This is a genomic window from Pseudomonas sp. 910_21 (genome assembly GCF_052850735.1).
In genome coordinates, this window is the sequence record NZ_VXCY01000003.1 from 314,283 (window position 1) to 339,308 (window position 25,026).

The following is a 25,026-nucleotide window of genomic DNA, read 5'->3' on the forward strand; positions in this document are numbered from 1 at the left end:
GAACTCCGTCGTCAGTCGCGCACTAAAAGGCGCGGGGCAAGCTCTTTGAGAGCGCGGCGATACACTTCGCGCTTGAATGTCACCACCTGGCCCAACGGATACCAATAACTGACCCAGCGCCAGCCATCGAATTCCGGTTTACCGGTCAAATCCATCCGCACCCGCTGCTCGTTGGAGATCAGGCGCAGGAGAAACCATTTCTGTTTCTGGCCGATGCACAGCGGCTGGCTGTGGGTCCGGACCAGACGCTGCGGCAAACGATAGCGCAACCAGCCCCGGGTGCAGGCGAGAATTTGCACATCTTCGCGCTCCAGCCCTACTTCTTCGTTCAACTCGCGATACAAGGCGTCTTCCGGCGTCTCGTCGGGGTTGATGCCCCCTTGAGGAAACTGCCAGGCATCTTGATTGATACGGCGAGCCCATAGCACCTGTCCGGCATCATTGGTCAGAATGATCCCGACATTGGGGCGGAAACCATCGGGGTCGATCACGGCTACAACCTCGCAAACGCATGTCGCCGCATTGTTCCACAAAGCTTGGGAATGCAGCAACGAGGCTGCTTACCTTATGTGCACTCTTGTGAAAAGACCGTATTCTGGGCACCTTTTTCCGCGACTTTTCAGCGAGTAACTGCAATGCGCCTGGCTTTATTCGACTTGGACAACACGCTTCTGGGCGGCGACAGCGACCACGCCTGGGGCGACTACCTGTGCGAGCGGGGCTTCCTCGACGCCGTCGCCTACAAGACCCGCAACGACGAGTTCTACCAGGACTACCTGGCCGGCAAACTCGACAACGCCGCCTACCTGAACTTCTGCCTGGAAATCCTCGGCCGCACCGAGATGGCCGTGCTCGAACAATGGCATCGCGACTACATGCGCGACTGCATCGAGCCCATCCTGCTACCCAAGGCCCAGGCCCTGCTGGCCCAGCACCGCGAGGCCGGCGACAAGCTGGTGATCATCACCGCTACCAACCGTTTCATCACGGCGCCGATCGCCGAGCGCCTGGGGGTGGAACACCTGATCGCCACTGAATGCGAAATGCAGGACGGCCGCTACACCGGACGCAGCACCGACGTACCGTGCTTCCGTGAAGGCAAGGTCATCCGCCTGCAGCGCTGGCTGGAAGAAACCGGTCATGACCTGGAAGGCAGCTACTTCTACAGCGACTCGATGAACGATCTGCCGCTGCTCGAGCAAGTGGCCACCCCAGTGGCCGTCGACCCTGATCCAAACCTGCGGGCCGAGGCTCTGAAACGCGGCTGGCAGGTGATCAGCCTGCGAGATTGAGCGCTTCGCGGCAACCGGCTCCTGCACAAGCGGTCGTAGGAGCCGGCTTGCCGGCGAAGGCTCCTAAACCGGCTTGGCCACCATCAAATAGAAAATCGCCATAAAGGCCAGAAACGCCGGCCAGCCCAAGGCGAACCACCAGCGCATGTAAAGGTTTGCCCGCAAGGGCATCGGCACACCGTCCCGCAGCGCCTGCTCAGCCATCTTGTGCACCCGGATCTGCAGCCAGACCACCGGCAACCAGCACACGCCCGCCAACACATAGAGCCCCAGGCTCCACATCAGCCAGGCTTGCTGGATCGGCCAACCCGCCAGATGCACCAATCCCAGCCCACTCAATGGCTGGAAGACCGCCGTAGTTGCAGTAAAGGCCCAATCGGCGAACACCAAGTGCTTGAATGTCACGGCAATCACTTCCAGCTTGCCGCTGCGCCAGGCCCGCAGTGCGTAATAGGCCGAACCCGCGCCGAGACCGAAAAGAACGGTCGAGGACAGGATATGCAGGGTTTTCAACAGCAGATAAGCGCTCATCGACGGGGTTCAGTCCACAACAGCCATAGGGTCGCCACCATCAGCACCAGGTTCTTGGCCACGGCGGCATAAGGGTCAAACCAGAAATGCGGCAGGATCAGACTGATGATCAGGGTATAGCCGAGCATCAGTGCGAGCTGCGCCTGCAAAGCCCGCCGGCGCCAACGCCGCAGCAGCAGACCGACACCCAGCACCGCGTCGCAGAACGATCCCACGATCACCGCCAATGCCGCCCAGGCGCCCTGCACCCCGGCCTCGGCCATGATCCGCAAGCCCCAGTCGTAGCCAGGGCCGATACACACCACCGCAGTACCCAGCCAGATCAGCACCATTACCGCCAGCAGCAGCGGTCGCAGCGCCAACTGAGTGCTCTGTGCGGCCTGTGGCCAGTCTTGCAGCCGGGCTGCCAGGGGCGCGGCGTGATAACCGCAGACCGACGCCAGTACTTCAGGGTCCCCCAGGTTGTCGCAACGGGCCATGCTCAGGCTCTGCCGGTTCAGGGCCCGCCAGCCCAGGCGCTCCCCCACCCTTGCGACCAGCGCCAGGACGACTGAGGGCAACTGGAAATAGCGCGCAGGGGCCCAGCCCTGGGCCGCACGCAGACGATCCAGCAACTGCGCCATGGTCATCCGTTCAGGGCCAACCAGCGGCAGCACCATGGACTGCGCAGGCCATTGCCCGATCAACGCAAGCACGGCAGCACTCAGGTCATCCACATGCAGGGGCTGCATTCGGGCCTTGGCGGACAACAATGGAATCAGCGGCCAGGGCGACAGCCGGGCCAGCCAGCCACTGCTGGCGCCACCCGCGCCAAGCACCAGGGATGGCCGCAACACCACGGCCGGAATACCCAGGCGCAGCAGGTAATCATCCGCAGCCGCCTTGCTCGCCAGAAACGGCACTTGCGGCTGCTGGCCGGCGCCCAAGGCGGAAATCTGCAACACCCGTACACCCCGGGCTGCCGCCAGATCGAACAGCGCACGGGTCCCCAGGTCCTGAGTCAGAGTCAGTGCCTGGGCATCATTGCTCAACAGCCCGGCAGCATTGATCAACAGGTCGGTATCAGCAGGCAAGTCAAAAGGCTGCGGCTCAAGCCCCAGGCGATCGAGGTCCAGTTGCCGCCATTGCACGCCAGGCAGACTCCGGGTTTGCCGATGGCGACTGGTGGCAATGAGTTGATGGCCGGCGGCGTGCAACGCCGCCAGCAGATGACGGCCGACAAACCCTGTAGCCCCCACCAGAACAACCTTCATGGCAATCCTTAAGGGTTAGACCGGCTTGGCGCCCATGAGACCGGCAATGGTGACGAAACACACCGCACTGAAGATCGCCAGCACCAGGGTGAAGGTCAGGCCACTGGCGGCCTTGGCCTGACGCAGACGGTTGAGGCGCACCATCAGCCATAGCCAGGCCAGAGCCCCCAGGGTGTAGAGCACACTGGAGCCCAGAACCCAGGTCTGCCCCAGCGGCCAACCCACCAGATGCACCAGCCACCAGCCGCTGAATGGCAGGGTCAGCAAGCCCACCGCCAGCAGCAACCAGCCGAACAACCCCGGACGGTGCAGCACGCGGCTGTAGACCGTCGCATCACCTTGGCGGCGCAGGCGCCAGACCCAGATCGCCAGGCCCAGTGCACTGCCCAAGAGCAGCACGGTAGCCAGCACATGAAGCGTCTTCAGCGTGGTCAGTATTTCCATGTTCTCGCTTCCTTAAGGCTCCGATCCTCAGCGTAGTCGTTCAGCCGAGGAACAGCTGATAAGCCGGGTTATCGCTTTCATCCCAGTACGGATAGCCGATCTGCTCCAGGGCCGCCGGCACCAGATGACGCTCATCGGCCGGTACTTGCAGGCCGGCGACCACTCGGCCATCGGCCGCGCCATGGTTACGGTAATGGAACATGGAGATGTTCCAGCGCCCGCCCAGCTTGTTGAGGAAGTTGAACAGCGCCCCCGGACGCTCCGGGAATTCGAAGCGCAGCACCACTTCGTCGCTGACCTTCTCCGCATGGCCACCGACCATGTAACGGATATGCAGTTTGGCCAGTTCGTTGTCGGTCAGGTCGATCACCGGGAAACCCTGATCGGTCAGGCTGGCGACCAGAGCACTGCGCGGATCGTTTTCCGGGTGAGTCTGAACGCCGACAAAGATGTGGGCTTCGCTGCCGGTGTTGTACCGGTAGTTGAATTCGGTGATCTGACGCTTGCCCACCGCTTCGCAGAACGCCTTGAAGCTGCCCGGTTTCTCGGGAATGGTCACGGCGATGATGGCTTCACGGCCCTCGCCCAGCTCGGCGCGCTCGGCGACGTGGCGCAAGCGGTCGAAATTGACGTTGGCCCCGGAATCGATGGCCACCAGGGTCTGCCCGGTGATACCGCGTTGCTCGACGTACTTCTTGATCCCCGCCACGCCCAAAGCGCCGGCAGGTTCGGTGATCGAGCGGGTATCGTCGTAGATGTCCTTGATTGCCGCACAGATTTCGTCGGTGCTGACGGTAATCACTTCATCCACATAGTCCTTGCAGATGTCGAAGGTGTACTGACCGATCTGCGCCACCGCCACACCGTCGGCGAAGATGCCCACCGTCGGCAGCACGACCCGCTCACCCGCAGCCATGGCCACTTGCAGGCAGTTGGAGTCGTCCGGCTCGACACCGATCACCTTGATCTCAGGACGCAGGTACTTCACGTAAGCGGCAATACCGGCGATCAGCCCGCCACCGCCCACCGGCACGAAAATCGCGTCCAGCGGCCCCGGGTGCTGACGCAGGATCTCCATGGCCACAGTGCCCTGCCCGGCAATGGTGTGGGGATCGTCGTAAGGATGGATATAGACGTAGCCTTTTTCATCCACCAGCTTCAGCGAATAGGCCAGTGCTTCGGGGAAAGAGTCGCCATGCAGCACCACCTTGCCGCCACGGGAACGCACGCCTTCGACCTTGATCTCCGGCGTGGTCTTGGGCATCACGATGGTGGCCTTGACCCCCAGCACCTTGGCCGCCAGGGCCAGGCCTTGGGCATGGTTGCCCGCCGACGCGGTGACCACGCCGCGCGCGCGCTCGGCATCGCTGAGCTGGGTCAGCTTGTTGTAGGCGCCACGAATCTTGAACGAGAACACCGGCTGCAAGTCTTCACGCTTGAGCCAGATCTGATTGCCCAGCCGCTCGGAGAGCTGGCGGGCAGTCTGCAATGGGGTTTCTACGGCAACGTCATAAACGCGCGAGGTGAGGATCTTCTTGACGTACTGTTCGAGCATCGGAAAGCATCACTGAGCGGGTTGGGCAGGGCCAGGGAGTCTAACCCAGCGTTTGTCTGCACGACCACACGAATACAGAGGTTTTAGCCGCGCCCCGAACGAGCCGAGAAGCCAAACGGGCAATGACCTGATCTGCCGCGGCGCCTATAATGCCGGCCTTTGTGCCCCCCTTGCCCGCTTCGGAGCCCGCATGACCCAGGATCAACTCAAACAGGCAGTCGCCCAGGCCGCCGTCGACCTTATCCTCCCGAAACTCGATGACAAGAGCATCGTCGGGGTCGGTACCGGCTCCACCGCCAACTGCTTCATCGATGCCCTGGCCCTGCACAAGGGCGCCTTCGACGGCGCCGTAGCCAGCTCCGAAGCCACCGCCGCACGCCTCAAGGGCCACGGGATTCCCGTGTACGAACTCAATACCGTCAGCGACCTGGAGTTCTACATCGACGGTGCCGACGAGAGCGATGAGCACCTGAACCTGATCAAGGGTGGCGGCGCAGCCCTGACCCGGGAAAAGATCGTGGCCGCCGTGGCCAAGACCTTTATCTGCATCGCCGACGCCAGCAAGCTGGTACCGGTCCTGGGCAACTTCCCACTGCCTGTTGAAGTGATCCCGATGGCCCGCAGTCACGTGGCCCGCGAACTGGTGAAACTGGGCGGCGACCCGGTGTACCGCGAAGGGGTGATCACCGATAACGGCAACATCATCCTCGACGTGCACAACATGCAGATCACCAACCCGGTGGAGCTGGAAAGCCAGATCAACGGGATTGTCGGCGTGGTCACCAATGGCCTGTTCGCCGCGCGCCCTGCGGATGTACTGCTGCTGGGTACAGCCGAAGGGGTAAAAACCCTCAAGGCCTGAGCCAGCCCTGCGGGAAGGAGCCGGCGGACGGGCGAAGGCGGTTTTGCAAGCCTCTTCGCTGGCCAGCCAGCTCCTACATCGGTTTCTTGAAGACGTAGAACAGGTTCGGTTCGCTCACCAGATACAGGGTGCCGTCGTCATCCATCGCCATCCCTTCGGCCTGAGGCACGGCCTTGCTCAGGCCTTGGCGGCCCTTGCCCAATGCCAGGGTGCTCAGCGGGCGCCCTTCGACGTCCAGCTCAACCACCAGACGCGACTCGTCCGACAAGGCCAGCAGATGACCGCTGCGCTCATCGTATTGCAGGCTGGAGAGGTCGCGGACAAAAAGCCCGGCATCCCGTTTGGGGTTGTTAAGTACATGCACCCCGTAGGACTTTTCCGGATCGTGATGGGGAAAGCCCTGCACCTCATAGATCAGCATCGGGTCGCGCTCCTTGGCGACGAACAAACGCTGGCCTTGTGAATCGTAAGCCAGGCCCTCAAAGCCCTTGTTCCCCGAAAGGTGCACGCCGAGCGTGATCTGCTCCGCCTCTGCCGCATCCACCACGGTGGTTTCATCGTCCAGCTGAATCTTGATCAACCGGTGCTGCCGCTCATCGCTGATCACGTAGGTATTGGCGCTGATGAACTCCACTGCCTCCGGATCACCAAAGCCCAGCAGAGCAATACGCCGCAGGACCTGCCCGTCCAGGGACAGCTCGACCAGCTCGGAATTCTTGTTGGTCACGGTGAACAGGCTGTTGCGCAGCGGATCGTAGGTCAGCGCCGAAACCTCATCCAGCCCCTCAATAGGCTGCGCCTCCAGCACCACTCGATAGTCACCCAGGCCCAGGGATAGGGGGGTCGTCACTTGCCAGTAGGATTGCCAATCGAACCAGGCGCGCTGCCACAACCGATGGTTATGGGCAAATGCGGCTAGCAGCACGGCCATCAGGCAGAGGATCAGGTAGAGAGGTTGCAAGCGGGTCAGACGAAACATTGCGGGCGAACTCGAAATCAGGACAGGCTGATGAAATATCACAGCCGTCTGAATTCAAGCTTAATCGACGGTCCGGCAAAGGCGCCGGACCAGCAGATCATTGCTTCTCGAAGCGATAGAACAGATTGGGCTCACTGACCATATACAGGTTGCCGGCCTCATCCATGGCCACGCCTTCGGCCCGGGGAATGGTGTTCTGCAGGCCGTTGAAGCCGCCGAGCAGGGCCATGAAGCTGACTTGCTCACCCTGCTCGTCCAACTCCAGCAGCAGATGGGAGTCGGCGGACAGCACCAGGGTATGACCGGTACGCGGATCGATGCCCAAGGCCGAGAGGTTGCGCAGGTCGAGTTCGTCGCTGGAGAGCTTCTGCTTGCTGCCCGTGAGCACCTGACTGCCATCACTGTTCCAGGTGAACAGTGCCGGTGGACGCTCCTCTCCCAACAGCAGCTGCTGCTTGCGCGGGTTCCAGGCGATGGCTTCGAAAGCCTTGTTCTGGTCTTCCGAAGGGCCCAGGTCGTATTTGGGGAAAGCCGCGATATTCAGCTCTTTGGTATCCGCATCGACCTTGACGATCACCAGCGAATGTTCGCGCTCGTCGACAATCGCCAGCAGCCCGTTCTCCAGAACGGCCACCCCTTCAGGGTTGCTCCAGCCCACTAGGGGGATCTTGCGCAGAACGTCGCCTTGCAGGGTCAGTTCCGCCAGGAACGGATGCTTGCCCATCACTGAGAACAGGGTCTTGGTCTGTGGGTTGTAGGAAAGATCGGAGGCTTCATCACGCTCCATGCCAGGCAGCGCCTTGGCATCGATGACCACGCGATAACCGGGCAGCCAGATGCTGGCGCTGCGCTCGGAAGAACTGACAAACCGCTCCTGCACCCAGAGCGCTCCCCGGTCGTCCCAATGCATGAGGCTGGCAACGCCATAGCAGATCACCCCCGCCAGCAGCAGCCAGGAATACCAGCGCATGCGCAGGCGAATACGCGACAGACGATTGCCAAGAGGCTTAGTCAGAGGAGCGGCGTCCATCACAAGAGTTCCAGAGGTCGGCCATAGTTAATAGCACGCAGTTTTCAGATCGGCGAACCATAAACTTAGGAATTATCCGGAACGAATGTGAAAAAACGGTTAAAGGCCATGAGCTTTCTACGAGGCGCCCCGGATTCCCGGGCCCTCGCAGAAAGTTCCCGATCAACGGACGCTGCTGGTGAAGCGACTGACGCCCGGCAGTTCCAGCACCAGCTCATCACCGACATTCAGCGGCCCGACGCCAACCGGGGTACCGGTGAGAATCACATCGCCGGCCTGCAGGGAAAAGCAGCCGGCCATGTACTGGATCATCGGCACTATGGGATTGAGCATATCGCGGCTGTTGCCGTCCTGGCGCACCTCACCATTGATGGTCAGGCGAATGCCAATATCGCTCAGGTCGGCAAAACTGCTGCCCACCACGAATGGCGCGATGACCGCCGCACCATCGAACGACTTGGCGATTTCCCAAGGCAGACCCTTGGCCTTGAGCTCGGCCTGCTTGTCCCGCAGGGTCAAGTCCAGTGCCGGGGCGAAGCCTGAGATGGCGTCCAGCACTTCTTCGCGGCTGGGATTGGTAGACAGCGGCTTGCCGATCAGCACGGCAATTTCCGCCTCGTAGTGCACCGAGCCGCGCTCGGTGGGAATGGCAAAACCACCTTCCAGCGGCACCACGCAACTGCCGGGTTTGATAAACAGCAGGGGCTCAGTGGGAACCGGGTTGTCCAGCTCCTTGGCATGCTCGGCGTAGTTACGACCGATGCATACCACCTTGCCCAGAGGGAAATGAATCCGGGTACCGTCGACATACTGGTGCTGATAGCTCATTACCGACTCCTGCTCTTGTGCTTCATCAGGGCGCTGCTTGCATTCAAGCAGCGAAGATCTTGCCCGGGTTCATGATGCCGTTCGGATCGAATACTGCCTTGACCGCCTTCATGTACTCGATCTCAACCGGCGAGCGGCTGTAGGTCAGGTAATCACGCTTGGTCATGCCCACGCCATGCTCGGCGGAGATCGAACCGTTGTACTTCTCGACGGTTTCGAACACCCACTTGTTGACCGTGGCGCACTTGGCGAAGAACTCGTCCTTGCTCAGGTTGTCCGGTTTGAGAATGTTCAGGTGCAGGTTGCCGTCGCCAATGTGACCGAACCAGACAATTTCGAAGTCCGGGTAGTGTTTGCCGACGATGGCGTCGATTTCCTTGAGGAAAGCCGGCACTTTCGAAACGGTGACCGAGATATCGTTCTTGTACGGAGTCCAGTGGGAGATGGTCTCGGAAATGTATTCCCGCAACTTCCACAGGTTCTGCAGCTGGGTTTCGCTCTGGCTCATCACCCCGTCCAGCACCCAACCCTGTTCGACACAATGCTCGAAGGTTTCCAGGGCGTGGTTGGCCACTTCTTCAGTGGTGGCCTCAAATTCCAGCAGGGCGTAGAACGGGCAGTCGGACTCGAATGGAGCCGGCACATCACCACGGGCCAGGACCTTGGCCAGGGCCTTGTCGGAGAAGAATTCGAAGGCAGTCAGGTCGAGCTTGCTCTGGAAAGCGTGCAGCACCGGCATGATCGAGTCGAAGTCGGCGGTGCCGAGCACCATGGCGGTGAGGTTCTTCGGCGCCCGGTCCAGGCGCATGGTGGCCTCGACCACGAAGCCCAGAGTGCCTTCCGCACCGATGAACAACTGGCGCAGGTCGTAGCCAGTAGCGTTCTTGATCAGATCCTTGTTCAACTCCAGCAGGTCGCCCTTGCCGGTGACCACCTTCATGCCGGCCACCCAGTTGCGGGTCATGCCGTAGCGAATCACCTTGATCCCGCCGGCATTGGTGCCGATATTGCCGCCAATCTGGCTGGAGCCGGCAGAAGCGAAGTCCACCGGGTAGTAGAGGCCGTTTTCTTCCGCCAGGTTCTGCAGTTGCTCGGTGACCACCCCCGGCTGGCACACCGCAGTGCGGTCAGTCAGGTTCAGGTCGAGAATCTGGTTCATATAGTCGAAGGACACCACCACTTCGCCGTTGGCTGCCACGGCAGCGGCCGAGAGCCCGGTCCGCCCGCCAGAAGGCACCAGCGCAACCTTGTGCTGATTGGCCCAGCGCACGATGGCCTGGACCTGCTCGGTGGTCTTGGGGAATACGATGGCCGTGGGGGCCGGGGCGAAATGCTTGGTCCAATCCTTGCCGTAAGCATTCAGGGAGTCAGCGTCGGTCAGCACCTTGCCAGGCTCAACCAGGGTCTTCAGCTCATCAATCAGGGCAGGATTGGTCATCGACAGAACTCTCGAACAATTCATGGTCATCCTGAGAACGCTTCACGTCGCAGGAATGAGTGTTTAGCGGGGCGCGTATGCTAGCATACCGCCCCCGCAGGAGAGTGCCCAAGGGCCTTTCTGCGGTGGCGGTTTCATGCCGTCCAGGTCAGCTCAAGCTGTCCATTTCCCTGCCATTTTTCTCCGGGACACAGGTTTACGCAGATGAGCAAGACTTCTCTCGATAAGAGCAAGATCAAGTTCCTTCTCCTCGAAGGCGTCCACCAATCCGCTGTCGACGTCCTCAAGGCCGCCGGCTACACCAGCATCGAGTACCTCACCGGTTCTCTGCCGGAAGCCCAGCTCAAGGAAAAGATCGCCGATGCACACTTCATCGGTATTCGCTCCCGCACTCAACTGACCGAAGAGATCTTCGACCACGCGAAGAAACTGGTCGCAGTGGGTTGCTTCTGCATCGGCACCAACCAGGTTGACCTGTCCGCCGCTCGCGAGCGCGGCATCGCGGTGTTCAACGCGCCTTACTCCAACACCCGTTCGGTCGCCGAGCTGGTACTGGCCGAGGCCATCCTGCTGCTGCGTGGCATCCCTGAGAAAAACGCTTCCTGCCACCGTGGCGGCTGGATCAAGAGCGCAGCCAACTCCTTCGAAATCCGCGGCAAGAAGCTGGGTATCGTCGGTTACGGCTCCATTGGTACTCAGCTGTCGGTCCTGGCCGAAGGTCTGGGCATGCAGGTGTTCTTCTATGACACCGTGACCAAGCTGCCACTGGGCAACGCCACTCAGGTGGGCAACCTGCACGAGCTGCTGGGCATGTCCGACATCGTCACCCTGCACGTGCCGGAAACTGCGGCCACTCAGTGGATGATCGGCGAAAAGGAAATCCGTGCCATCAAGAAAGGCGGCATCCTGATCAACGCCGCACGTGGCACCGTGGTCGAGCTGGACGCCCTGGCGGACGCCATCAAGGACAAGCACCTGATCGGCGCAGCCATCGACGTGTTCCCGGTTGAACCGCGCTCCAACGACGAAGAGTTCGAAAGCCCGCTGCGCGGCCTGGACAACGTGATCCTGACTCCGCACATCGGCGGCTCCACCGCTGAAGCCCAAGCCAACATCGGCCTGGAAGTGGCAGAGAAGCTGGTCAAGTACAGCGACAACGGTACTTCGGTCTCCTCGGTCAACTTCCCGGAAGTGGCGCTGCCTGCCCACCCTGGCAAGCACCGCCTGCTGCACATCCACGAGAACATCCCGGGCGTGATGAGCGAGATCAACAAGGTCTTCGCCGAAAACGGTATCAACATCTCCGGTCAGTTCCTGCAGACCAACGAAAAGGTCGGCTACGTGGTGATCGACGTCGACGCCGAGTACTCGGACCTGGCGCAAGAGAAGCTGCAGCACATCAACGGCACCATCCGTTGCCGCGTGTTGTTCTAAGAAGTCTTGGCGGCACAAAAAAGGGAGCCCTCTGGGCTCCCTTTTTTATCGCGTTTACGATTATTTCACTGTCACTGTGATTTTCTTGGAGACGATTGCCGGGTTGAACGGCACGTGGTTCTTGTCACCCAGCTCCAACTGCAGGGTGTGCTTGCCCGGAGTCAGGGTCACTTCGGTTTCGGTCTGCGCCTTGCCGAAATGCAGGTGATTGGCATCCATTGGGATTGGCAGGTTTTCCGCTGGCAGTTGCTCGACATCGATCAGCAGGTGATGGTGGCCGGTGTTGGCGGTCTGGTCGCCGGCAGGGGCCAGGGCGATGCCTTCAACGCCGAACTTGACCTTGAAGGTCTTGTCGACGGTGGCCCCATCGGCCGGGGAAACGATAAACACCTTGGCGCCCGCTGGTGCCTCAGTACGAGGAATTTCCGCTGCGCCGGCCAGCATCGAAGCTCCCAGCAACAGACCGGCCAATGCAGCACGCGACATAAAAATTTTCATTATCTTCTCCAGTTTTTCCGCAAATCTTTTACGGTTATGACAACTTCGTGGCGATTCGTTGTCGAAGGCACTCAACACCTTAGCAAAGCGAGCCTGAACGGCGCATCGCTCATATAAATTCAAGGAGTGACCATGCGTTTCCTGCCTGGCCTGTTACTTTTGCTGCCCCTTGTGAGCACTTACGCTCAAGCCGAACTGATGGACGACATCAATGACCGCGGGGAACTGCGCATCGCCCTGGAAGCCGATACGCCGCCCTTCAACTTCAAGGATGACGGCAAACTCACCGGTTTCGAGGTGGAGTTGGGGCAGTTGCTGGCCAGTGAACTGGACGTGCGCGCGGACTTCGTGGTGACTGCGGCGGCCGAGTTGCTGCCAGGTGTGGAGAGCGGCAAGTTCGACGTGGCCATCAACCACATAGCAGTGACCCCGGAACTCAAGGATCGTTTCGACTTCAGCGAGCCCTACAGCTATTCCAGTGCCCAGTTGATCGTGCGCAAGGAAGAACAACGCCCGCTGTTTTCCCTCCAGGCCCTGCGTGGGCAAGCGCTGGGCGTGGCTCAGGGCAGCCAGTTCGTTGATCAGGCACGGACCGTGGAAGGCATCAACCTGCGCAGCTATGCCGATGCCCAGCAACCGATCAAGGATGTGGCGGACAAACAGATCGACGCGGCCATCAGCGACCGCCTGCTGATTCCCTACGCCATTCGCGACAGTCGCCTGCCGGTAAAGGAAGGAGCCAAGGTGGGCCCGACCCTGAGCCTGGCGATTCCCTTCCAGAAAGGCAACCCGGCGTTCCAGGCGAGCCTGGACAGCGCCCTGCAGCGGATCAAGGCAGATGGGCGACTGATGGCCCTGTCGGAGAAGTGGTTCGGCATGGATGCGAGCAAACCGCCCAAGGCTGAAGCCGGGCAGTAATCCTTGCCCGATAGCCGCCGCAAGCTGCGGCTACAGGGCGGCCAGGGCAGCAGTAGCCTCGGGCAACTGCAGCTCACTGAAGACTTGCACGCCATGGCGCTGCAATAGCGCCGCAGTCACGCCCTCGCCCTGAACCTTGATGCCGCTGAAGGTGCCGTCATAGGTGAGCACATTGCCGCAGGACGGGCTGTTGGCCTTGAGCACGGCGATGCGGATCCCGTGCTTTTCCACCAACTCCAGGGCCTGCCGAGCACCAGAGAGGAATTCGGCGCTGACATCTTCGCCTTCCGTGGTCATCACCGGTGCCCGGCCCTCAAGCACATCGACGCCTTGCCCACCAGGAATCTCCGCCGCCGCCCGTGGCGTCGGCAAGCCGCCGGCCACCTCCGGGCACAGCGCAACCACCCGCCCCTCTTGCAGCCAGGCGGCCAGTTGATCGAACGGGCCGCTGGCACCGCCGTCGTAGCGCACGCGGTGGCCCAACAGGCAGCGGCTGACCAGGATCTTGTGCATATTCAGAACGGCTCGTTACCACGACGCCGGAACCAGCCGGTCAGGGACAGGCGATCCCGCGTCGCGGGCAGGACTTCATGGGGGACTTCACCGGAAAGAAACACCACCAGCCGCCCCCCGACAGGGACCACATCGTATTGCCCCTGGTCATTGAGGTACATGCGCAATTGCCCGCCGTGATCGGGCAGCCACTGCTCATTGAGGTAGATCACCGCCGAGACCATGCGCCGATCATCATCGCGAAAGCGGTCCACGTGGCGCTTGTAAAATGCCCCCGGCGGGTACATTGCGAAGTGGCATTCGAAGTCCTCAAGCCCGAGAAACAAGCCTCGATTGAGGGCCTCGCGCAGGCTGTCCATCAACCCCAGATAGGTATCGACAGCCTCGGCCTGGCCGGGCTCGAGCCACTGGATATGGTCGCCGCGAATACCCTCGCGTATTTCCTGAGCCGGGCCACGTCCTACCGCCGCAGGCGCCAGCTCACCTTCTATCGCACGTTTACGGCACTCAGCCGCCAGTTCGAGGGTCAGACCCTCGGACAGGAAAACATTCTGCTGCGACCAGCCACAGGCGGCCAGGTCGTCGACGATACGCAACAACAGCGGATGATCAGAGGGTATTTGCATGGCGCGCATAGTATCCAGCATCAGATAAATCTGACAGAGCCACAGAGCGGAGGATTACGCATTTTTTTCCAATGCACTTTCCACTCATTACTTTAGCGGGCGATCCTGATACGAATTCTCGACAACCATCGCCTTGCCCCGGAGAATAGTCGCCTGCTGACAGGAGTCCTTATGCGCCGTTTGCTTTTCTCACTGTTGATGTTCTGCGCCTTGCCTGCCTGGGCAGACAGCCACGACCAGTTGTACAAGGTCGCCGGTTGGCCGGAACAGCGCGCGCATTTCAACGATGCCCTGAGCGCCGCCCAGCAGCGCTACCAGAACAGCTTGCCGCCAGCGGTCTACCAGGCCCTGGTGGACAACAGCAACCAGCGCTTCGCGCCCCAGGCCGTGGACCGTCGCGCCGAAGAGCAACTGCGCCAGCATCTCGCCAATCCCGCTCCCGCCCTGGCCTTCTTCCAGTCGCCCCTGGGCCGCAAGATCGTCGCCGCCGAATTGCTGGCCACCCGTCGCGACCAGTTGGCCAAGAATGCCCAGGGCCTGCCGAAGATGCAGGTCAGTGATAACCGCCAATTGATCATCGGCCACCTGGCCCAGGCGCTACCGGCCAAGGAAGCCGGCGCGGAAGTCAGCCTGGCGATCGCCGGAGTCGCCGCAGACAGCCTGAGCCAGATGATTCCCGGCCTGCTGGGAGGGGGGCAGGCCCAGGGCATGCTCAACGGTCAGCGCCAGCGATTGATGCAGCAGATCGGCAACGACCTGAACAACACCCTGCTGTACGTTTATCGGGACCTGTCCGACACCGAGCTGGAAGAATTCGCGACCTTCGCCGAATCCAGTGAGGGCAAGGCCTATTACCAGGCAGCCCTGGCAGCGATTCGCGCCGGCCTGGCGGTCGGCCAGAGCACCTCCAGCCTCACGCCCTGACCCCTGGGCTCAGGCTGCACGGCGGCGCGGCCGGGCACGCGGATCAAAGGTGCTGGGTAAGAAAGGCGAAGTACTGATCGCGGTACAAGGGAATTTCATTCGCCAGGTGATGCCGCGCCTCCGGCAGCATCAAGACCTCAGGTGCGGTGAACTTGCCGCGAATCACTTGCAGGTTGTGCTCCCAATCCACCGTCATGTCCGCCTGCCCCTGGACGATCAGCGGCTGCCTTGAACTGCGCGGAGCTGCTTCCAACTGCTTGATCCAACGTGCCAGCGCGCCGACCCAGGCAGTGGGCAAACGTTGTGGCTGCAACGGGTCGGCCTGAAGGAAGGCGAGAAAATCCGCATCGTTGGAGTTCTCGCTGAAGCGCCGGGCAATGCCACTGACAAATGGCCGCAGCAGGTAATAGCTGAGCATCGACCAACCCCAGGCACGAGGTCGCACCAAGGGTGACAGGAGCACCACTTGCCCCTGGGCCGGGCTCTCGGCGCCCTGGTTGAGCAGGTGATCCATGATGATCGCGCCACCGGTGCTTTGCCCGAACAAGTGCCAGGGCTGGGGCAAGTCCAGGGACCGCGCCTGGGCGAACAGGCCTTGCAGTACCCGTTGATACACCGCGAAATCATTGATGCTGGCGCGCTCGCCACTGGACAGGCCATGCCCGGGCAGGTCACAGGAAATCACCACGAAGCGGCGCTGCAGGGCCCACTCGATCACGTGCCGGTACAAGCCCATGTGGTCGTAGAAGCCGTGGAACAGAAACAGCGTTGCCTGTGGCTGTTCCGGCCACCACACCTGCGTGACCACCTCGTAGCCCTCCACGTGAAAGCGCCCCAGGCGACTGCGTGGCACCAGCGCACGCCCGGCGAAGTCCAGCCCATAGAAGCGCTGATAGGCCTGAGCCTCCACCGACAAGGGCTGCCCAGCCACCAGGGGTTGCAGACTGGCGCGCAGGTGGTCGGGGTCGAAGGTCACGGACATGGAGTTTTCCAAAACGGGGGGGTACCGAGGACAAAACAGGCTTTCTAGGCCTGCGATATTCATCTGTCGCGGCAAGCATGGCAAGCTACGCGACCTTCGAGGACCGATCTAAATGCGCCAGTCTTACCGCACGCCCCTGATTGCCAGCTTGCTCGTCCTGATCTGCGCCGTGGTGCTGTGGTGCGCCTACGACTGGTTCCAGGGACGCTATCTGCGGGCCTTCAGTGAACACACGGCGGTGTTCTCCGGCGACCCACTGCAACTGCCCGCCGAGCTGGCCGGCCCTGGCGCCATCCGCCTGGTGCACTTCTGGGACCCGGCCTGCCCCTGCAACGTCGGCAACCAGCAGCACCTGGCCGAGCTGATCGAAGCCTATGGCCCGCGGGGCGTGGAGTTCTATTCCGTGCAGAAGCCCGGCAGCCACGGCCAACTGCCTGCCACCCTGGGCCGCCTGAAGCCGCTCGACAGCCTGCCCGGTGCCGAACAGATTCCCGCCAGTCCGGCGGTGGCGATCTGGGATCGCAACGGCAAGCTGGCCTACTTCGGGCCCTACAGCGAAGGCCTGACCTGCAACTCCAGCAACAGCTTTATCGAGCCCATCCTCCAGGCGCTGGAGAACCATCGCCAGATCAATGCCACCCACACCCTGGCGGTAGGCTGCTACTGTCCCTGGCCAGCCACTGCCAATTAAAGGCATTCGCGCCTATTCAAGGACTGCCTCCTGCGCGATGCCCATGACTTGTGCTAAATCTCTGCAGCTCTTCCAAGGCGGCACTGAAAACAACAGCAAGGAGCCCGCATGAAACGCAGCCTGACCGTCGTTGCCGTCCTGATCCTCGCCCTGCTGGCGGGTGTCGTCGGCTATCTCTACAGCAAGCAGCCGACGCGTCAGGGCCAGGTGGAAGTCCGCGGCCTGCAGGGCTCGGTCACTGTGCGTTACGACGAGCGCGGCGTGCCCCATATCCGCGCGGAAAACGAAGCCGACCTGTATCGCGCCCTGGGTTACGTCCACGCCCAGGACCGGCTGTTCCAGATGGAAGTCCTGCGGCGCCTGTCCCGGGGCGAACTGGCAGAGGTTCTGGGGCCCAAGCTGCTGGACACCGACAAACTGTTCCGCAGCCTGCGCATCCGCGAGCGCGCCGACAGCTATGTGGCCGGGCTCGACCGTCAGTCTCCCGCGTGGAAGGCCCTGGAAGCCTATCTGGACGGCATCAACCAGTATCAGGACAGTCACGCCAGCCCCATGGAGTTCGATGTCCTGGGCATCCACAAGCGGTCATTCACGGCAGAAGACACCGTCAGCGTTGCCGGCTTCATGGCCTACAGCTTCGCCATGGCCTTTCGTACCGAACCGCTGCTGACCTATATCCGCGACCAGTTGGGCAACGATTACCTGAAAGTCTTCGACCTCGACTGGCAGCCCAAGGGCGTGCTGGCCAAGGGCAAGCCGCAACCGTCCCTGCCACTGGCCGCTGTCGACTGGCAGGACCTGGGGCAGATCGCCCTCCTGAGCCTGCAAGCCCTGAGCGAGGCCGGACTGCCGCAATTCGAAGGCAGCAACGCCTGGGCCGTGGCCGGCGCTCGGACCAAGAGCGGACGCCCACTGCTGGCCGGCGACCCACACATTCGCTACTCCCTGCCGTCGGTGTGGTACGAGGCGCAACTTTCGGCTCCGGGTTTCGAACTCTACGGCCATCACCAGGCCCTGGTGCCCTTCGCCTTCCTGGGTCACAACCTGGATTTCGGCTGGAGCCTGACCATGTTCCAGAACGACGATCTCGACCTGATCGCCGAGAAGGTCAACCCGGAGAATCCCAACCAGGTCTGGTTCCATGACAAATGGGTCGACCTGATCAGCAGCGAGCAACAGATTGCGGTCAAGGGCCAGGCGCCGGTGACCTTGACCCTGCGCCAGTCGCCCCACGGCCCGATCATCAACGACATGCTCGGCACCACCGTGGGCAAGGCCCCCGTAGCCATGTGGTGGGGGTTTCTGGAAACCCCCAACCCGATCCTCGATGGTTTCTACCAGCTCAACCGCGCCGATACCCTGGCCAAGGTTCGCGCGGCCTCCGCCAAAGTCCACGCCCCCGGACTGAACATTGTCTGGGCCAACGCCAAGGGTGATATCGGCTGGTGGGCAGCGGCGCTGCTGCCCAAGCGTCCGGCCGGGGCCAAACCGGCGTTCATTCTCGATGGCAGCACCGCCATGGCTGACAAGGAGGGCTTCTACCCCTTCAGCGCCAACCCACAGGAAGAGAACCCGGCCCGGGGCTATATCGTCTCCGCCAACTTCCAGCCCGTCTCCCCGACCGGCATGGAGATCCCCGGCTACTACAACCTCGCCGACCGGGGCCAGCAACTGGACCGTCAGCTCAGTGACAAAAGCGTGAAATGGGACCTGGAAAACACCCAGAAACTGCAATTGGGCACCACCACCGCCTACGGCCCGCGTCTGCTGGCTCCCTTGCTGCCAGTGCTGCGGGAAGTGGTCAGCGATCCCGAAGAACTGAAACTGCTGGAGCAACTGGCAAAGTGGCAGGGCGACTACCCCCTGGACTCCACCAATGCCACCCTGTTCAACCAGTTCCTGTTCGACCTGGCCGACGCCACCTTTCATGAAAAGCTCGGCGACGCCTACTTCGACGCCTTGATCCAAGCCCGGGTGGTGGATGCCGCCCTGCCCCGGCTGGCGGCCGATCCCGACTCCCCCTGGTGGGACAACCGCACGACGCCCCAGCGTGAAAGCCGAGCCGACACGGTCAAGGTGGCCTGGCGCGCCAGTATCGACCACCTCAAGCGCACCCTGGGCGCCAACCCCGCGCAATGGCGCTGGGGCACCGCCCATACCCTGACCCACGCTCATCCGCTAGGGATGCAGAAGCCCCTGGACCGGGTATTCAACGTCGGCCCCCTGGATGCCCCGGGCAGCCATGAAGTGCCGAACAACCTCACCGCCAAGATCGGCCCGGCGCCCTGGTCCGTGGTGTATGGCCCCTCGACCCGGCGCATCATCGACTTCGCCGACCCGGCCCACAGCCTGACCATCAACCCCGTGGGCCAGAGCGGTGTGCTGTTCGACAAGCACTACGACGACCAGGCCGAGGCCTACATCGAAGGGGTCTACCAACAGGCGCACTTCAGCGACGAAGAAGTCAGCGCCAACACCCGCAGTACCCTGAAGCTGCTGCCGGCCCGCCGCCCCTGAGCGCCTATTGTAGGAGCTGGCTTGCCAGCGAAGAGGCCCGCAAGCCCGGCATACCTCTCAGGATCGCCTTCGCCGGCAAGCCGGCTCCTACGGCGGGAGTCGGCGTGGGGCAATAAAAAACCTCGCTCCCGGTTACCGGGGCGAGGTTTTTTTGTTGCGTACCTAAGGTAGCGCGAGCCTGGAGTCAGGCAGCTTCCGGCGCCTGAGCCCGACGTACGTCCGGCTGCTTCCAGGAGTCGGCAGCACTCTCTTCGATGGCTTGCTGAATCGCACGCTTGCGAGCTTCTTCGGCGCGACGGCTGAAGAACCAGACCAGGAAGGTCACCAGGGACACCGCCAGCAGGATCAGGCTGGCCACAGCGTTGATCTCCGGTTTGACCCCCAGGCGCACCGCCGAGAACACTTCCATCGGCAAGGTGGTGGACCCCGGGCCAGAGACAAAGCTCGCCAGTACCAGGTCATCCAGGGACAGGGCGAAGGACATCATGCCCCCCGCTGCCAGGGACGGCGCGATCATCGGGATGGTGATCAGGAAGAACACCTTCCACGGCCGCGCGCCCAGGTCCATGGCCGCCTCTTCGATGGACAGGTCCAGCTCGCGCAGGCGAGCCGACACCACCACCGCCACATAGGCGGCGCAGAACGTGGTGTGGGCGATCCAGATGGTGACGATCCCGCGTTCCTGAGGCCAGCCGACGGCTTGGGCCATGGCTACGAACAGCAGCAACAGCGACAGGCCGGTGATCACTTCAGGCATCACCAGCGGCGCGGTGACCAGGCCACCGAACAGCGTGCGTCCCTTGAAGTGAGTGATCCGGGTCAGGACGAACGCCGCCAAGGTGCCCAGGGCCACCGCGGCAACGGCGGTGTAGCAGGCGATCTCCAGGGAACGTAAGACCGAACCCATGAGCTGGGTGTTATCCAGCAGGCCGATATACCAGTTGATCGACCAGCCGCCCCATACCGTCACCAGTTTCGAGGCGTTGAACGAGTAGATCACCAGGATCAGCATCGGCAGATAGATGAACAACAGGCCCAGCACCAGCATCATGCTCGAGAAACTGAAGCGCTTCATTCCTTGCCCTCCATTTCTTTGGCCTGACTGCGGTTGAACAGAATGATCGGCACAATCAGGATCGCCAGCATCACCACTGCCAGGGCGGATGCCACCGGCCAGTCACGGTTGTTGAAGAACTCTTGCCAGAGCACTTTACCGATCATCAGGGTTTCCGGGCCGCCCAGCAGTTCCGGAATCACGAACTCGCCCACCACCGGGATGAACACCAGCATGCAACCGGCGATGATGCCGTTCTTGGACAGCGGTACAGTGATTTTCCAGAAGCTGTTGAACGTACTCGAGCCCAGGTCGGCCGCGGCCTCCAGCAGGCTGGTGTCGTGTTTCACCAGGTTCGCGTACAGCGGCAGGATCATGAACGGCAGGTAGGAGTAGACCACGCCGATGTACACCGCGATGTTGGTATTGAGGATCTGCAGCGGCTCGTTGATCCAGCCCATCGACATCAGGAAGCCATTGAGCAGGCCGTTGTTGCTGAGGATGCCCATCCAGGCATAGACCCGGATCAGGATCGCAGTCCAGGTCGGCATCATGATCAGCAGCACCAGTACGGTCTGCAGCTCTTTACGGGCGCTGGCGATGGCATAGGCCATCGGGTAGCCGATCAGCAGGCAGAGGATGGTGCTGAAGAACGCCATCTTCAGCGAGCCGAGGTAGGCGGCGATGTACAGCTCGTCGTCCCCCAGCATCGCGTAGTTGCCAAGGTTGAGCAGCACCTGCAGCTTCTGATCGACGTAGCTGTAGATCTCGGTGTAGGGCGGAATGGCCACGTCCGCTTCGGCGAAGCTGATCTTCAGGACAATGAAGAACGGCAGCATGAAGAACAGAAACAGCCAGATGAACGGAACCCCGATGACCAGTTGACGGCCACCGGGAATAATTCGATCGAGTCGGCGCTTGAGCTTTCGCATGTTCATGAGCGCAGTACCACGCCGCTGTCGTCTTCCCACCAGACGTAGACCTGATCACCCCAGGTCGGCCGCGCGCCACGACGCTCGGCGTTGGCCACGAAGGACTGCACCAGCTTGCCGCTCGGCAGCTCGACGTAGAACACCGAGTGACCGCCCAGGTAGGCAATGTCGTGGACCTTGCCGCTGGACCAGTTGTACTCGCAGGTCGGCATCTCGGCGGTGACCAGGAGCTTTTCCGGACGGATCGCGTAGGTCACCGACTTGTCCTGGACCGAGGTGCTGATGCCGTGGCCGACATAGATATTGCGGTCCAGGTCCTTGCAGGTGATCAGCGCGTGACCTTCGGCATCGTCCACCACCTCACCTTCGAAGATGTTGACGTTGCCGATGAACTCGCACACCAGGCGACTGACCGGGGTCTCGTAGATATCGATCGGGCTGCCGATCTGGGCAATCCAGCCCAGGTGCATGATGGCGATACGCTCGGCCATGGTCATGGCCTCTTCCTGATCGTGGGTCACCATGACGCAGGTCACGCCTACGCGCTCGATGATCTCCACCAGCTCCAGCTGCATCTGCGAGCGCAGCTTCTTGTCCAGGGCGCCCATGGGTTCGTCCAGCAGCAGCAGCTTGGGACGCTTGGCCAGGGAGCGGGCCAGGGCCACGCGCTGGCGCTGGCCGCCGGACAGCTGGTGCGGCTTGCGCTTGGCGTACTGGCTCATCTGCACCAGCTTGAGCATCTCCGCCACCCGGGCGTCGATCTCGGCGGCAGGGATCTTGTCCTGCTTGAGGCCGAAGGCAATGTTCTGCGCCACGGTCATATGGGGGAACAGGGCGTAGGACTGGAACATCATGTTGATCGGCCGCTCGTAGGGCGGCATGTCGGTGATGTCCACGCCATCGAGGAAGATTCGCCCCTCCGTTGGCCGTTCGAAACCGGCCAGCATCCGCAACAAGGTGGACTTGCCCGAACCCGAGCCGCCGAGCAGAGCGAATATCTCGCCTTTCTTGATTTCCAGGGACACATCGTCCACGGCAACCGTCTCGTCGAACTTCTTCGTGACCCGGTCGATTTTGACCAGCACCTGCTTAGGTGTCTGGTCGCCCTCGAGGGCTTTCTTATAGGCGCCGGAGGCAACTGCCATTTGCGAAACTCCCAACAAAATTTGCAGCCCGTCCCACGTGGACGGACCTTGGATAGTTTGAGCCTGTGGAACTACTTACCCGTCTTGACCTTGGTCCAGCTGCGGGTCATCAAGCGTTGGATATTGGGTGGCAACTCGGTGGACACGTAAGTCTTTTCGAGCACGGCCTGCGGTGGATAAACCGCTTCGTCGGTGCGAATGGATTGCTCCATCAGCTTGTCCGACCCGGGATTGGGGTTGGCATAACCGACGTAGTCACTGACCTGGGCAATCACCTCAGGTTGCAGCAAATAGTTGATGAAGGCGTGCGCTTCCTTGACGTTGCTCGAATCCTTGGGGATCGCCAGCATGTCGAACCACAGAGCACCGCCCTCCTTCGGAATCGCGTAGGCGATGTTCACGCCCTTGCCGGCGTCGGCGGCCCGGGCCTTGGCCTGGAACACGTCGCCGGAAAAACCGATGGCCACGCAGATATTGCCGTTGGCCAGGTCCGAGATGTACTTGGACGAATGGAAGTAAGTCACGTAAGGACGCACCGCCAGCAACTTGGCTTCGGCCTTCTTGTAGTCCTGGGGATTGGTGCTGTTGGCGTTCAGCCCCAGGTAGTTGAGGACCGTGGGCATCATTTCATCGGCAGAATCGAGGAAGGCCACGCCGCAGCTATTGAGCTTCTTGATGTTCTCCGGCTCGAACAACACGCTCCAGGAGTCGATCTTGTCCACACCCAGGACCGCCTTGACCTTGTCGACGTTGTAGCCGATGCCGTTGGTGCCCCACAGGTACGGCACCGCGTACTGGTTGCCCGGATCGTTCATTTCCAGGCGCTTGAGCAGGGCCGGGTCAAGGTTCGAATAATGGGTCAGCAAGCTCTTGTCGAGCTTCTGGAAAGCCCCAGCCTTGATCTGCTTGCCCAGGAAGTGGTTGGACGGCACCACCACGTCATAACCGGTGCGACCGGCCAGCAACTTGCCTTCCAGGGTTTCGTTGGAATCGAATACGTCGTACACCGGCTTGATGCCCGTGGCTTTTTCAAATTCGGCCAGGGTGTTCTGACCGATGTAGTCGGACCAGTTATAAATATGCACGGTCGGTGCAGCCTGCGCGCCAGCCACCAGCGTCAGGCTGGCGGCGACCAGCATGGCTTTGCGAAATAAAGAAATAGGCAAGTGGAGGTCCTCTTAAATAGTTGGGCCCAAGTTGCCCCGCGCTACCTGACAGCCTCCGAGCTGCCCAGCAACAAAACCGGCGCGCAACTTACCCTCGATAAACCAATCCAGCAAAACTTTCTGTCATTTAATTGTTTCCTGTTGCCGCCCTCGCCACGACGACGGCAACAGGTGGTGCTGCAAATCGGCTTATTTACCGGATTTGATCTTGGTCCAGCTGCGGGTCAGGATGCGCTGGGTCGCGGCCGGCAAGTCGGCGATCGCATACAGCTTGGCCTGTACATCAGCCGGCGGGTAAACGCCCGGGTCGCTGGTGATGTCTTTATCGACCAACGGGGTTGCAGCCGCGTTACCGTTGGGGAAACGCACGGCGTTGGTGATTTCGGCCATGACTTCAGGCTTTTGCAGGAAGGTCATGAACTTGTAGGCGCCGTCGACGTTTTCCGCGTCTTTAGGGATGGCGACCATGTCGTAGAAGCTGCCAGCACCCTCTTTGGGAATGTTGTAGCTGACCTTGACCTTGTCACCGGCTTCGGCGGCACGAGCCTTGGCCTGATAGATGTCGCCCGAGTAACCCACGGCGACGCAGATGTTGCCGTTAGCCAGGTCGGAGATGTACTTGGACGAGTGGAAGTAGGCGATCGAAGGACGGATCTTGAGGAACAGCGCTTCGGCTTCAGCCAGTTGCTTTTTGTCCTGGCTGTCGGTCGGGTAGCCCAGGTAGTGCAGCGCCACCGGAATCATCTCGGTTGGCGAGTCGAGGAAACTGACGCCGCACGCCTTCAACTTCTCGGCGTTTTCCGGCTTGAACAGCAGGTCCCAGGAGTTGGTGGGTGCGTCGGCGCCCAATACGGCCTTGACCTTCTCGGCGTTGAAACCGATGCCGATCGAACCCCACATGTAAGGGAAGGCGTGCTTGTTGCCCGGGTCGCTCACCGATACTGCCTTGAGCAGCGATTCGTTGAGGTTCTTCCAGTTCGGCAACTTGGACTTGTCCAGTTCCTGATAGACACCGGCCTTGATCTGCTTGGCCAGGAAGTTGTTGGAAGGCACTACCACGTCGTAGCCGGATTTGCCGGCGAGCAACTTGGCTTCCAGGGTTTCGTTGCTGTCGAACACGTCATAGACCACTTTGATGCCCGACTCGGCTTCAAATTTCTTGATGGTGTCCGGGGCAATGTAATCGGACCAGTTGTAAACGTGCAGCACTTTATCGTCCGCCTGCGCTGCCGCCGCCATCACGCCCATCAGGGACATGGCGAGGAGGGTCTTGCCAGCTAACTTCATACCTAATGCCTTCATGCGTAATGCTCCAATTATTCTTTTTTAACCACTCGCTCAGCGGCCAGTCTCGGGGCGACCAAAACGGCGGGTAGTCTGGCAAGATCCAAGGCCGGCTTTCAAGGAAAGACCC

General features: G+C 61.4%; 25 protein-coding genes. 7 read left to right on the forward strand and 18 right to left on the reverse strand.

Annotation, left to right across the window (positions count from 1 at the left end; genetic code table 11):
- Nucleotides 1-11 precede the first annotated feature (11 nt).
- Entirely contained in the window at nt 12-491 is a 480-nt protein-coding gene (locus tag FW796_RS11420; protein ID WP_011064073.1) for an RNA pyrophosphohydrolase, read from the reverse strand.
- Between the two features lie 144 nt (nt 492-635).
- On the opposite strand from FW796_RS11420, the gene FW796_RS11425 reads away from it, so the two are divergent.
- Nucleotides 636-1,292, forward strand: coding sequence for a histidinol-phosphatase (locus FW796_RS11425; protein WP_102862126.1), 657 nt, complete (start codon nt 636-638; stop codon nt 1,290-1,292).
- 63 nt (nt 1,293-1,355) lie between these two features.
- On the opposite strand, the gene FW796_RS11430 is transcribed toward FW796_RS11425, so the two are convergent.
- The 4 genes from FW796_RS11430 to ilvA are packed head-to-tail and all read right to left on the reverse strand — an operon-like array spanning nt 1,356 to nt 5,075.
- Nucleotides 1,356-1,823, reverse strand: coding sequence for a DUF2269 family protein (locus FW796_RS11430; RefSeq protein WP_346633282.1), 468 nt, complete (start codon nt 1,821-1,823; stop codon nt 1,356-1,358).
- The gene (locus tag FW796_RS11435; protein WP_404937862.1) at nt 1,820-3,076 is read right to left on the reverse strand and encodes an SDR family oxidoreductase; all 1,257 of its coding nucleotides are present in this window, start codon (nt 3,074-3,076) and stop codon (nt 1,820-1,822) included. Before FW796_RS11435 ends, FW796_RS11430 begins: the two co-directional genes overlap by 4 nt.
- 15 nt (nt 3,077-3,091) lie before the next feature.
- A complete protein-coding gene (locus tag FW796_RS11440) occupies nt 3,092-3,520 on the reverse strand; it encodes a DUF2269 family protein (protein WP_346633284.1) in 429 nt (142 codons plus the stop codon).
- Nucleotides 3,521-3,560: 40 nt separating this feature from the next.
- Nucleotides 3,561-5,075, reverse strand: coding sequence for a threonine ammonia-lyase, biosynthetic (gene ilvA / locus FW796_RS11445; protein ID WP_346633285.1), 1,515 nt, complete (start codon nt 5,073-5,075; stop codon nt 3,561-3,563).
- 190 nt (nt 5,076-5,265) lie between these two features.
- Between ilvA and rpiA the strand changes: the two genes are divergently transcribed.
- Nucleotides 5,266-5,937, forward strand: coding sequence for a ribose-5-phosphate isomerase RpiA (gene rpiA, locus FW796_RS11450; protein WP_346633286.1), 672 nt, complete (start codon nt 5,266-5,268; stop codon nt 5,935-5,937).
- A gap of 73 nt (nt 5,938-6,010) precedes the next feature.
- On the opposite strand, the gene FW796_RS11455 is transcribed toward rpiA, so the two are convergent.
- The 4 genes from FW796_RS11455 to FW796_RS11470 form a co-directional block, all read right to left on the reverse strand.
- On the reverse strand, nt 6,011-6,916 hold the full coding sequence (locus FW796_RS11455) for an SdiA-regulated domain-containing protein (RefSeq protein ID WP_283988103.1): 906 nt from the start codon (nt 6,914-6,916) through the stop codon (nt 6,011-6,013).
- 97 nt (nt 6,917-7,013) lie between these two features.
- On the reverse strand, nt 7,014-7,946 hold the full coding sequence (locus FW796_RS11460; protein ID WP_283988105.1) for an SdiA-regulated domain-containing protein: 933 nt from the start codon (nt 7,944-7,946) through the stop codon (nt 7,014-7,016).
- A gap of 162 nt (nt 7,947-8,108) precedes the next feature.
- A complete protein-coding gene (locus FW796_RS11465; protein ID WP_346633288.1) occupies nt 8,109-8,774 on the reverse strand; it encodes a fumarylacetoacetate hydrolase family protein in 666 nt (221 codons plus the stop codon).
- Between the two features lie 43 nt (nt 8,775-8,817).
- Nucleotides 8,818-10,212 carry an FAD-binding oxidoreductase gene (locus FW796_RS11470; RefSeq protein ID WP_346633289.1) on the reverse strand — a complete coding sequence of 465 codons (1,395 nt, stop codon included), beginning with the start codon at nt 10,210-10,212 and terminating at the stop codon, nt 8,818-8,820.
- A gap of 204 nt (nt 10,213-10,416) precedes the next feature.
- Here FW796_RS11470 and serA point away from each other — a divergent pair, with 204 nt between their 5' ends.
- Nucleotides 10,417-11,646 carry a phosphoglycerate dehydrogenase gene (gene serA / locus FW796_RS11475; RefSeq protein WP_011064084.1) on the forward strand — a complete coding sequence of 410 codons (1,230 nt, stop codon included), beginning with the start codon at nt 10,417-10,419 and terminating at the stop codon, nt 11,644-11,646.
- A gap of 60 nt (nt 11,647-11,706) precedes the next feature.
- On the opposite strand, the gene FW796_RS11480 is transcribed toward serA, so the two are convergent.
- Complete coding sequence (locus tag FW796_RS11480; protein WP_346633290.1) at nt 11,707-12,144, reverse strand: DUF4399 domain-containing protein; 438 nt, start codon at nt 12,142-12,144, stop codon at nt 11,707-11,709.
- A 132-nt stretch (nt 12,145-12,276) separates the two neighbouring features.
- On the opposite strand from FW796_RS11480, the gene FW796_RS11485 reads away from it, so the two are divergent.
- Complete coding sequence (locus tag FW796_RS11485) at nt 12,277-13,062, forward strand: transporter substrate-binding domain-containing protein (protein WP_346633291.1); 786 nt, start codon at nt 12,277-12,279, stop codon at nt 13,060-13,062.
- A 30-nt stretch (nt 13,063-13,092) separates the two neighbouring features.
- On the opposite strand, the gene FW796_RS11490 is transcribed toward FW796_RS11485, so the two are convergent.
- Together FW796_RS11490 and FW796_RS11495 are read right to left on the reverse strand one after the other, a co-directional pair.
- Entirely contained in the window at nt 13,093-13,575 is a 483-nt protein-coding gene (locus FW796_RS11490) for a DUF523 domain-containing protein (protein WP_346633292.1), read from the reverse strand.
- A gap of 2 nt (nt 13,576-13,577) precedes the next feature.
- Nucleotides 13,578-14,210, reverse strand: coding sequence for a 2OG-Fe(II) oxygenase (locus FW796_RS11495; protein WP_346633432.1), 633 nt, complete (start codon nt 14,208-14,210; stop codon nt 13,578-13,580).
- Nucleotides 14,211-14,372: 162 nt separating this feature from the next.
- Between FW796_RS11495 and FW796_RS11500 the strand changes: the two genes are divergently transcribed.
- The gene (locus FW796_RS11500) at nt 14,373-15,125 is read left to right on the forward strand and encodes a DUF2059 domain-containing protein (RefSeq protein ID WP_346633293.1); all 753 of its coding nucleotides are present in this window, start codon (nt 14,373-14,375) and stop codon (nt 15,123-15,125) included.
- Nucleotides 15,126-15,168: 43 nt separating this feature from the next.
- On the opposite strand, the gene FW796_RS11505 is transcribed toward FW796_RS11500, so the two are convergent.
- Entirely contained in the window at nt 15,169-16,107 is a 939-nt protein-coding gene (locus tag FW796_RS11505; RefSeq protein WP_404937866.1) for an alpha/beta hydrolase, read from the reverse strand.
- Between the two features lie 112 nt (nt 16,108-16,219).
- Here FW796_RS11505 and FW796_RS11510 point away from each other — a divergent pair, with 112 nt between their 5' ends.
- A complete protein-coding gene (locus tag FW796_RS11510; RefSeq protein WP_346633295.1) occupies nt 16,220-16,798 on the forward strand; it encodes a DUF6436 domain-containing protein in 579 nt (192 codons plus the stop codon).
- 108 nt (nt 16,799-16,906) lie between these two features.
- Entirely contained in the window at nt 16,907-19,315 is a 2,409-nt protein-coding gene (locus FW796_RS11515) for a penicillin acylase family protein (RefSeq protein ID WP_446439377.1), read from the forward strand.
- Nucleotides 19,316-19,499: 184 nt separating this feature from the next.
- On the opposite strand, the gene FW796_RS11520 is transcribed toward FW796_RS11515, so the two are convergent.
- The 5 genes from FW796_RS11520 to FW796_RS11540 all read right to left on the reverse strand — a co-directional run bounded on the left by FW796_RS11520 (nt 19,500) and on the right by FW796_RS11540 (nt 24,899).
- Nucleotides 19,500-20,390 carry an ABC transporter permease subunit gene (locus FW796_RS11520; RefSeq protein WP_346633297.1) on the reverse strand — a complete coding sequence of 297 codons (891 nt, stop codon included), beginning with the start codon at nt 20,388-20,390 and terminating at the stop codon, nt 19,500-19,502.
- Nucleotides 20,387-21,268, reverse strand: a complete 882-nt coding sequence (locus FW796_RS11525) for an ABC transporter permease subunit (RefSeq protein ID WP_170001853.1) — start codon at nt 21,266-21,268, stop codon at nt 20,387-20,389. Before FW796_RS11525 ends, FW796_RS11520 begins: the two co-directional genes overlap by 4 nt.
- Before the next feature lie 35 nt (nt 21,269-21,303).
- A complete protein-coding gene (locus tag FW796_RS11530; RefSeq protein WP_346633298.1) occupies nt 21,304-22,446 on the reverse strand; it encodes an ABC transporter ATP-binding protein in 1,143 nt (380 codons plus the stop codon).
- Nucleotides 22,447-22,517: 71 nt separating this feature from the next.
- A complete protein-coding gene (locus FW796_RS11535; protein WP_446439378.1) occupies nt 22,518-23,612 on the reverse strand; it encodes a polyamine ABC transporter substrate-binding protein in 1,095 nt (364 codons plus the stop codon).
- Nucleotides 23,613-23,801: 189 nt separating this feature from the next.
- Nucleotides 23,802-24,899 carry a polyamine ABC transporter substrate-binding protein gene (locus FW796_RS11540; RefSeq protein WP_102862145.1) on the reverse strand — a complete coding sequence of 366 codons (1,098 nt, stop codon included), beginning with the start codon at nt 24,897-24,899 and terminating at the stop codon, nt 23,802-23,804.
- Nucleotides 24,900-25,026 lie beyond the last annotated feature (127 nt).

What these genes read in the sequence shown, in the direction of transcription:
- FW796_RS11515 (WP_446439377.1), top strand. Translation starts at nt 16,907, where the DNA reads ATGAAACGCAGCCTGACCGTCGTTGCCGTCCTGATCCTCGCCCTGCTG.
- FW796_RS11520 (WP_346633297.1), bottom strand. Translation starts at nt 20,390, where the DNA reads ATGAAGCGCTTCAGTTTCTCGAGCATGATGCTGGTGCTGGGCCTGTTG.
- FW796_RS11465 (WP_346633288.1), bottom strand. Translation starts at nt 8,774, where the DNA reads ATGAGCTATCAGCACCAGTATGTCGACGGTACCCGGATTCATTTCCCT.
- FW796_RS11530 (WP_346633298.1), bottom strand. Translation starts at nt 22,446, where the DNA reads ATGGCAGTTGCCTCCGGCGCCTATAAGAAAGCCCTCGAGGGCGACCAG.
- FW796_RS11485 (WP_346633291.1), top strand. Translation starts at nt 12,277, where the DNA reads ATGCGTTTCCTGCCTGGCCTGTTACTTTTGCTGCCCCTTGTGAGCACT.
- FW796_RS11440 (WP_346633284.1), bottom strand. Translation starts at nt 3,520, where the DNA reads ATGGAAATACTGACCACGCTGAAGACGCTTCATGTGCTGGCTACCGTG.
- serA (WP_011064084.1), top strand. Translation starts at nt 10,417, where the DNA reads ATGAGCAAGACTTCTCTCGATAAGAGCAAGATCAAGTTCCTTCTCCTC.
- FW796_RS11495 (WP_346633432.1), bottom strand. Translation starts at nt 14,210, where the DNA reads ATGCGCGCCATGCAAATACCCTCTGATCATCCGCTGTTGTTGCGTATC.
- FW796_RS11505 (WP_404937866.1), bottom strand. Translation starts at nt 16,107, where the DNA reads ATGTCCGTGACCTTCGACCCCGACCACCTGCGCGCCAGTCTGCAACCC.
- FW796_RS11470 (WP_346633289.1), bottom strand. Translation starts at nt 10,212, where the DNA reads ATGACCAATCCTGCCCTGATTGATGAGCTGAAGACCCTGGTTGAGCCT.
- FW796_RS11510 (WP_346633295.1), top strand. Translation starts at nt 16,220, where the DNA reads ATGCGCCAGTCTTACCGCACGCCCCTGATTGCCAGCTTGCTCGTCCTG.
- FW796_RS11500 (WP_346633293.1), top strand. Translation starts at nt 14,373, where the DNA reads ATGCGCCGTTTGCTTTTCTCACTGTTGATGTTCTGCGCCTTGCCTGCC.
- FW796_RS11435 (WP_404937862.1), bottom strand. Translation starts at nt 3,076, where the DNA reads ATGAAGGTTGTTCTGGTGGGGGCTACAGGGTTTGTCGGCCGTCATCTG.
- ilvA (WP_346633285.1), bottom strand. Translation starts at nt 5,075, where the DNA reads ATGCTCGAACAGTACGTCAAGAAGATCCTCACCTCGCGCGTTTATGAC.
- FW796_RS11430 (WP_346633282.1), bottom strand. Translation starts at nt 1,823, where the DNA reads ATGAGCGCTTATCTGCTGTTGAAAACCCTGCATATCCTGTCCTCGACC.
- FW796_RS11455 (WP_283988103.1), bottom strand. Translation starts at nt 6,916, where the DNA reads ATGTTTCGTCTGACCCGCTTGCAACCTCTCTACCTGATCCTCTGCCTG.
- FW796_RS11540 (WP_102862145.1), bottom strand. Translation starts at nt 24,899, where the DNA reads ATGAAGTTAGCTGGCAAGACCCTCCTCGCCATGTCCCTGATGGGCGTG.
- FW796_RS11460 (WP_283988105.1), bottom strand. Translation starts at nt 7,946, where the DNA reads ATGGACGCCGCTCCTCTGACTAAGCCTCTTGGCAATCGTCTGTCGCGT.
- FW796_RS11425 (WP_102862126.1), top strand. Translation starts at nt 636, where the DNA reads ATGCGCCTGGCTTTATTCGACTTGGACAACACGCTTCTGGGCGGCGAC.
- rpiA (WP_346633286.1), top strand. Translation starts at nt 5,266, where the DNA reads ATGACCCAGGATCAACTCAAACAGGCAGTCGCCCAGGCCGCCGTCGAC.
- FW796_RS11490 (WP_346633292.1), bottom strand. Translation starts at nt 13,575, where the DNA reads ATGCACAAGATCCTGGTCAGCCGCTGCCTGTTGGGCCACCGCGTGCGC.
- FW796_RS11480 (WP_346633290.1), bottom strand. Translation starts at nt 12,144, where the DNA reads ATGAAAATTTTTATGTCGCGTGCTGCATTGGCCGGTCTGTTGCTGGGA.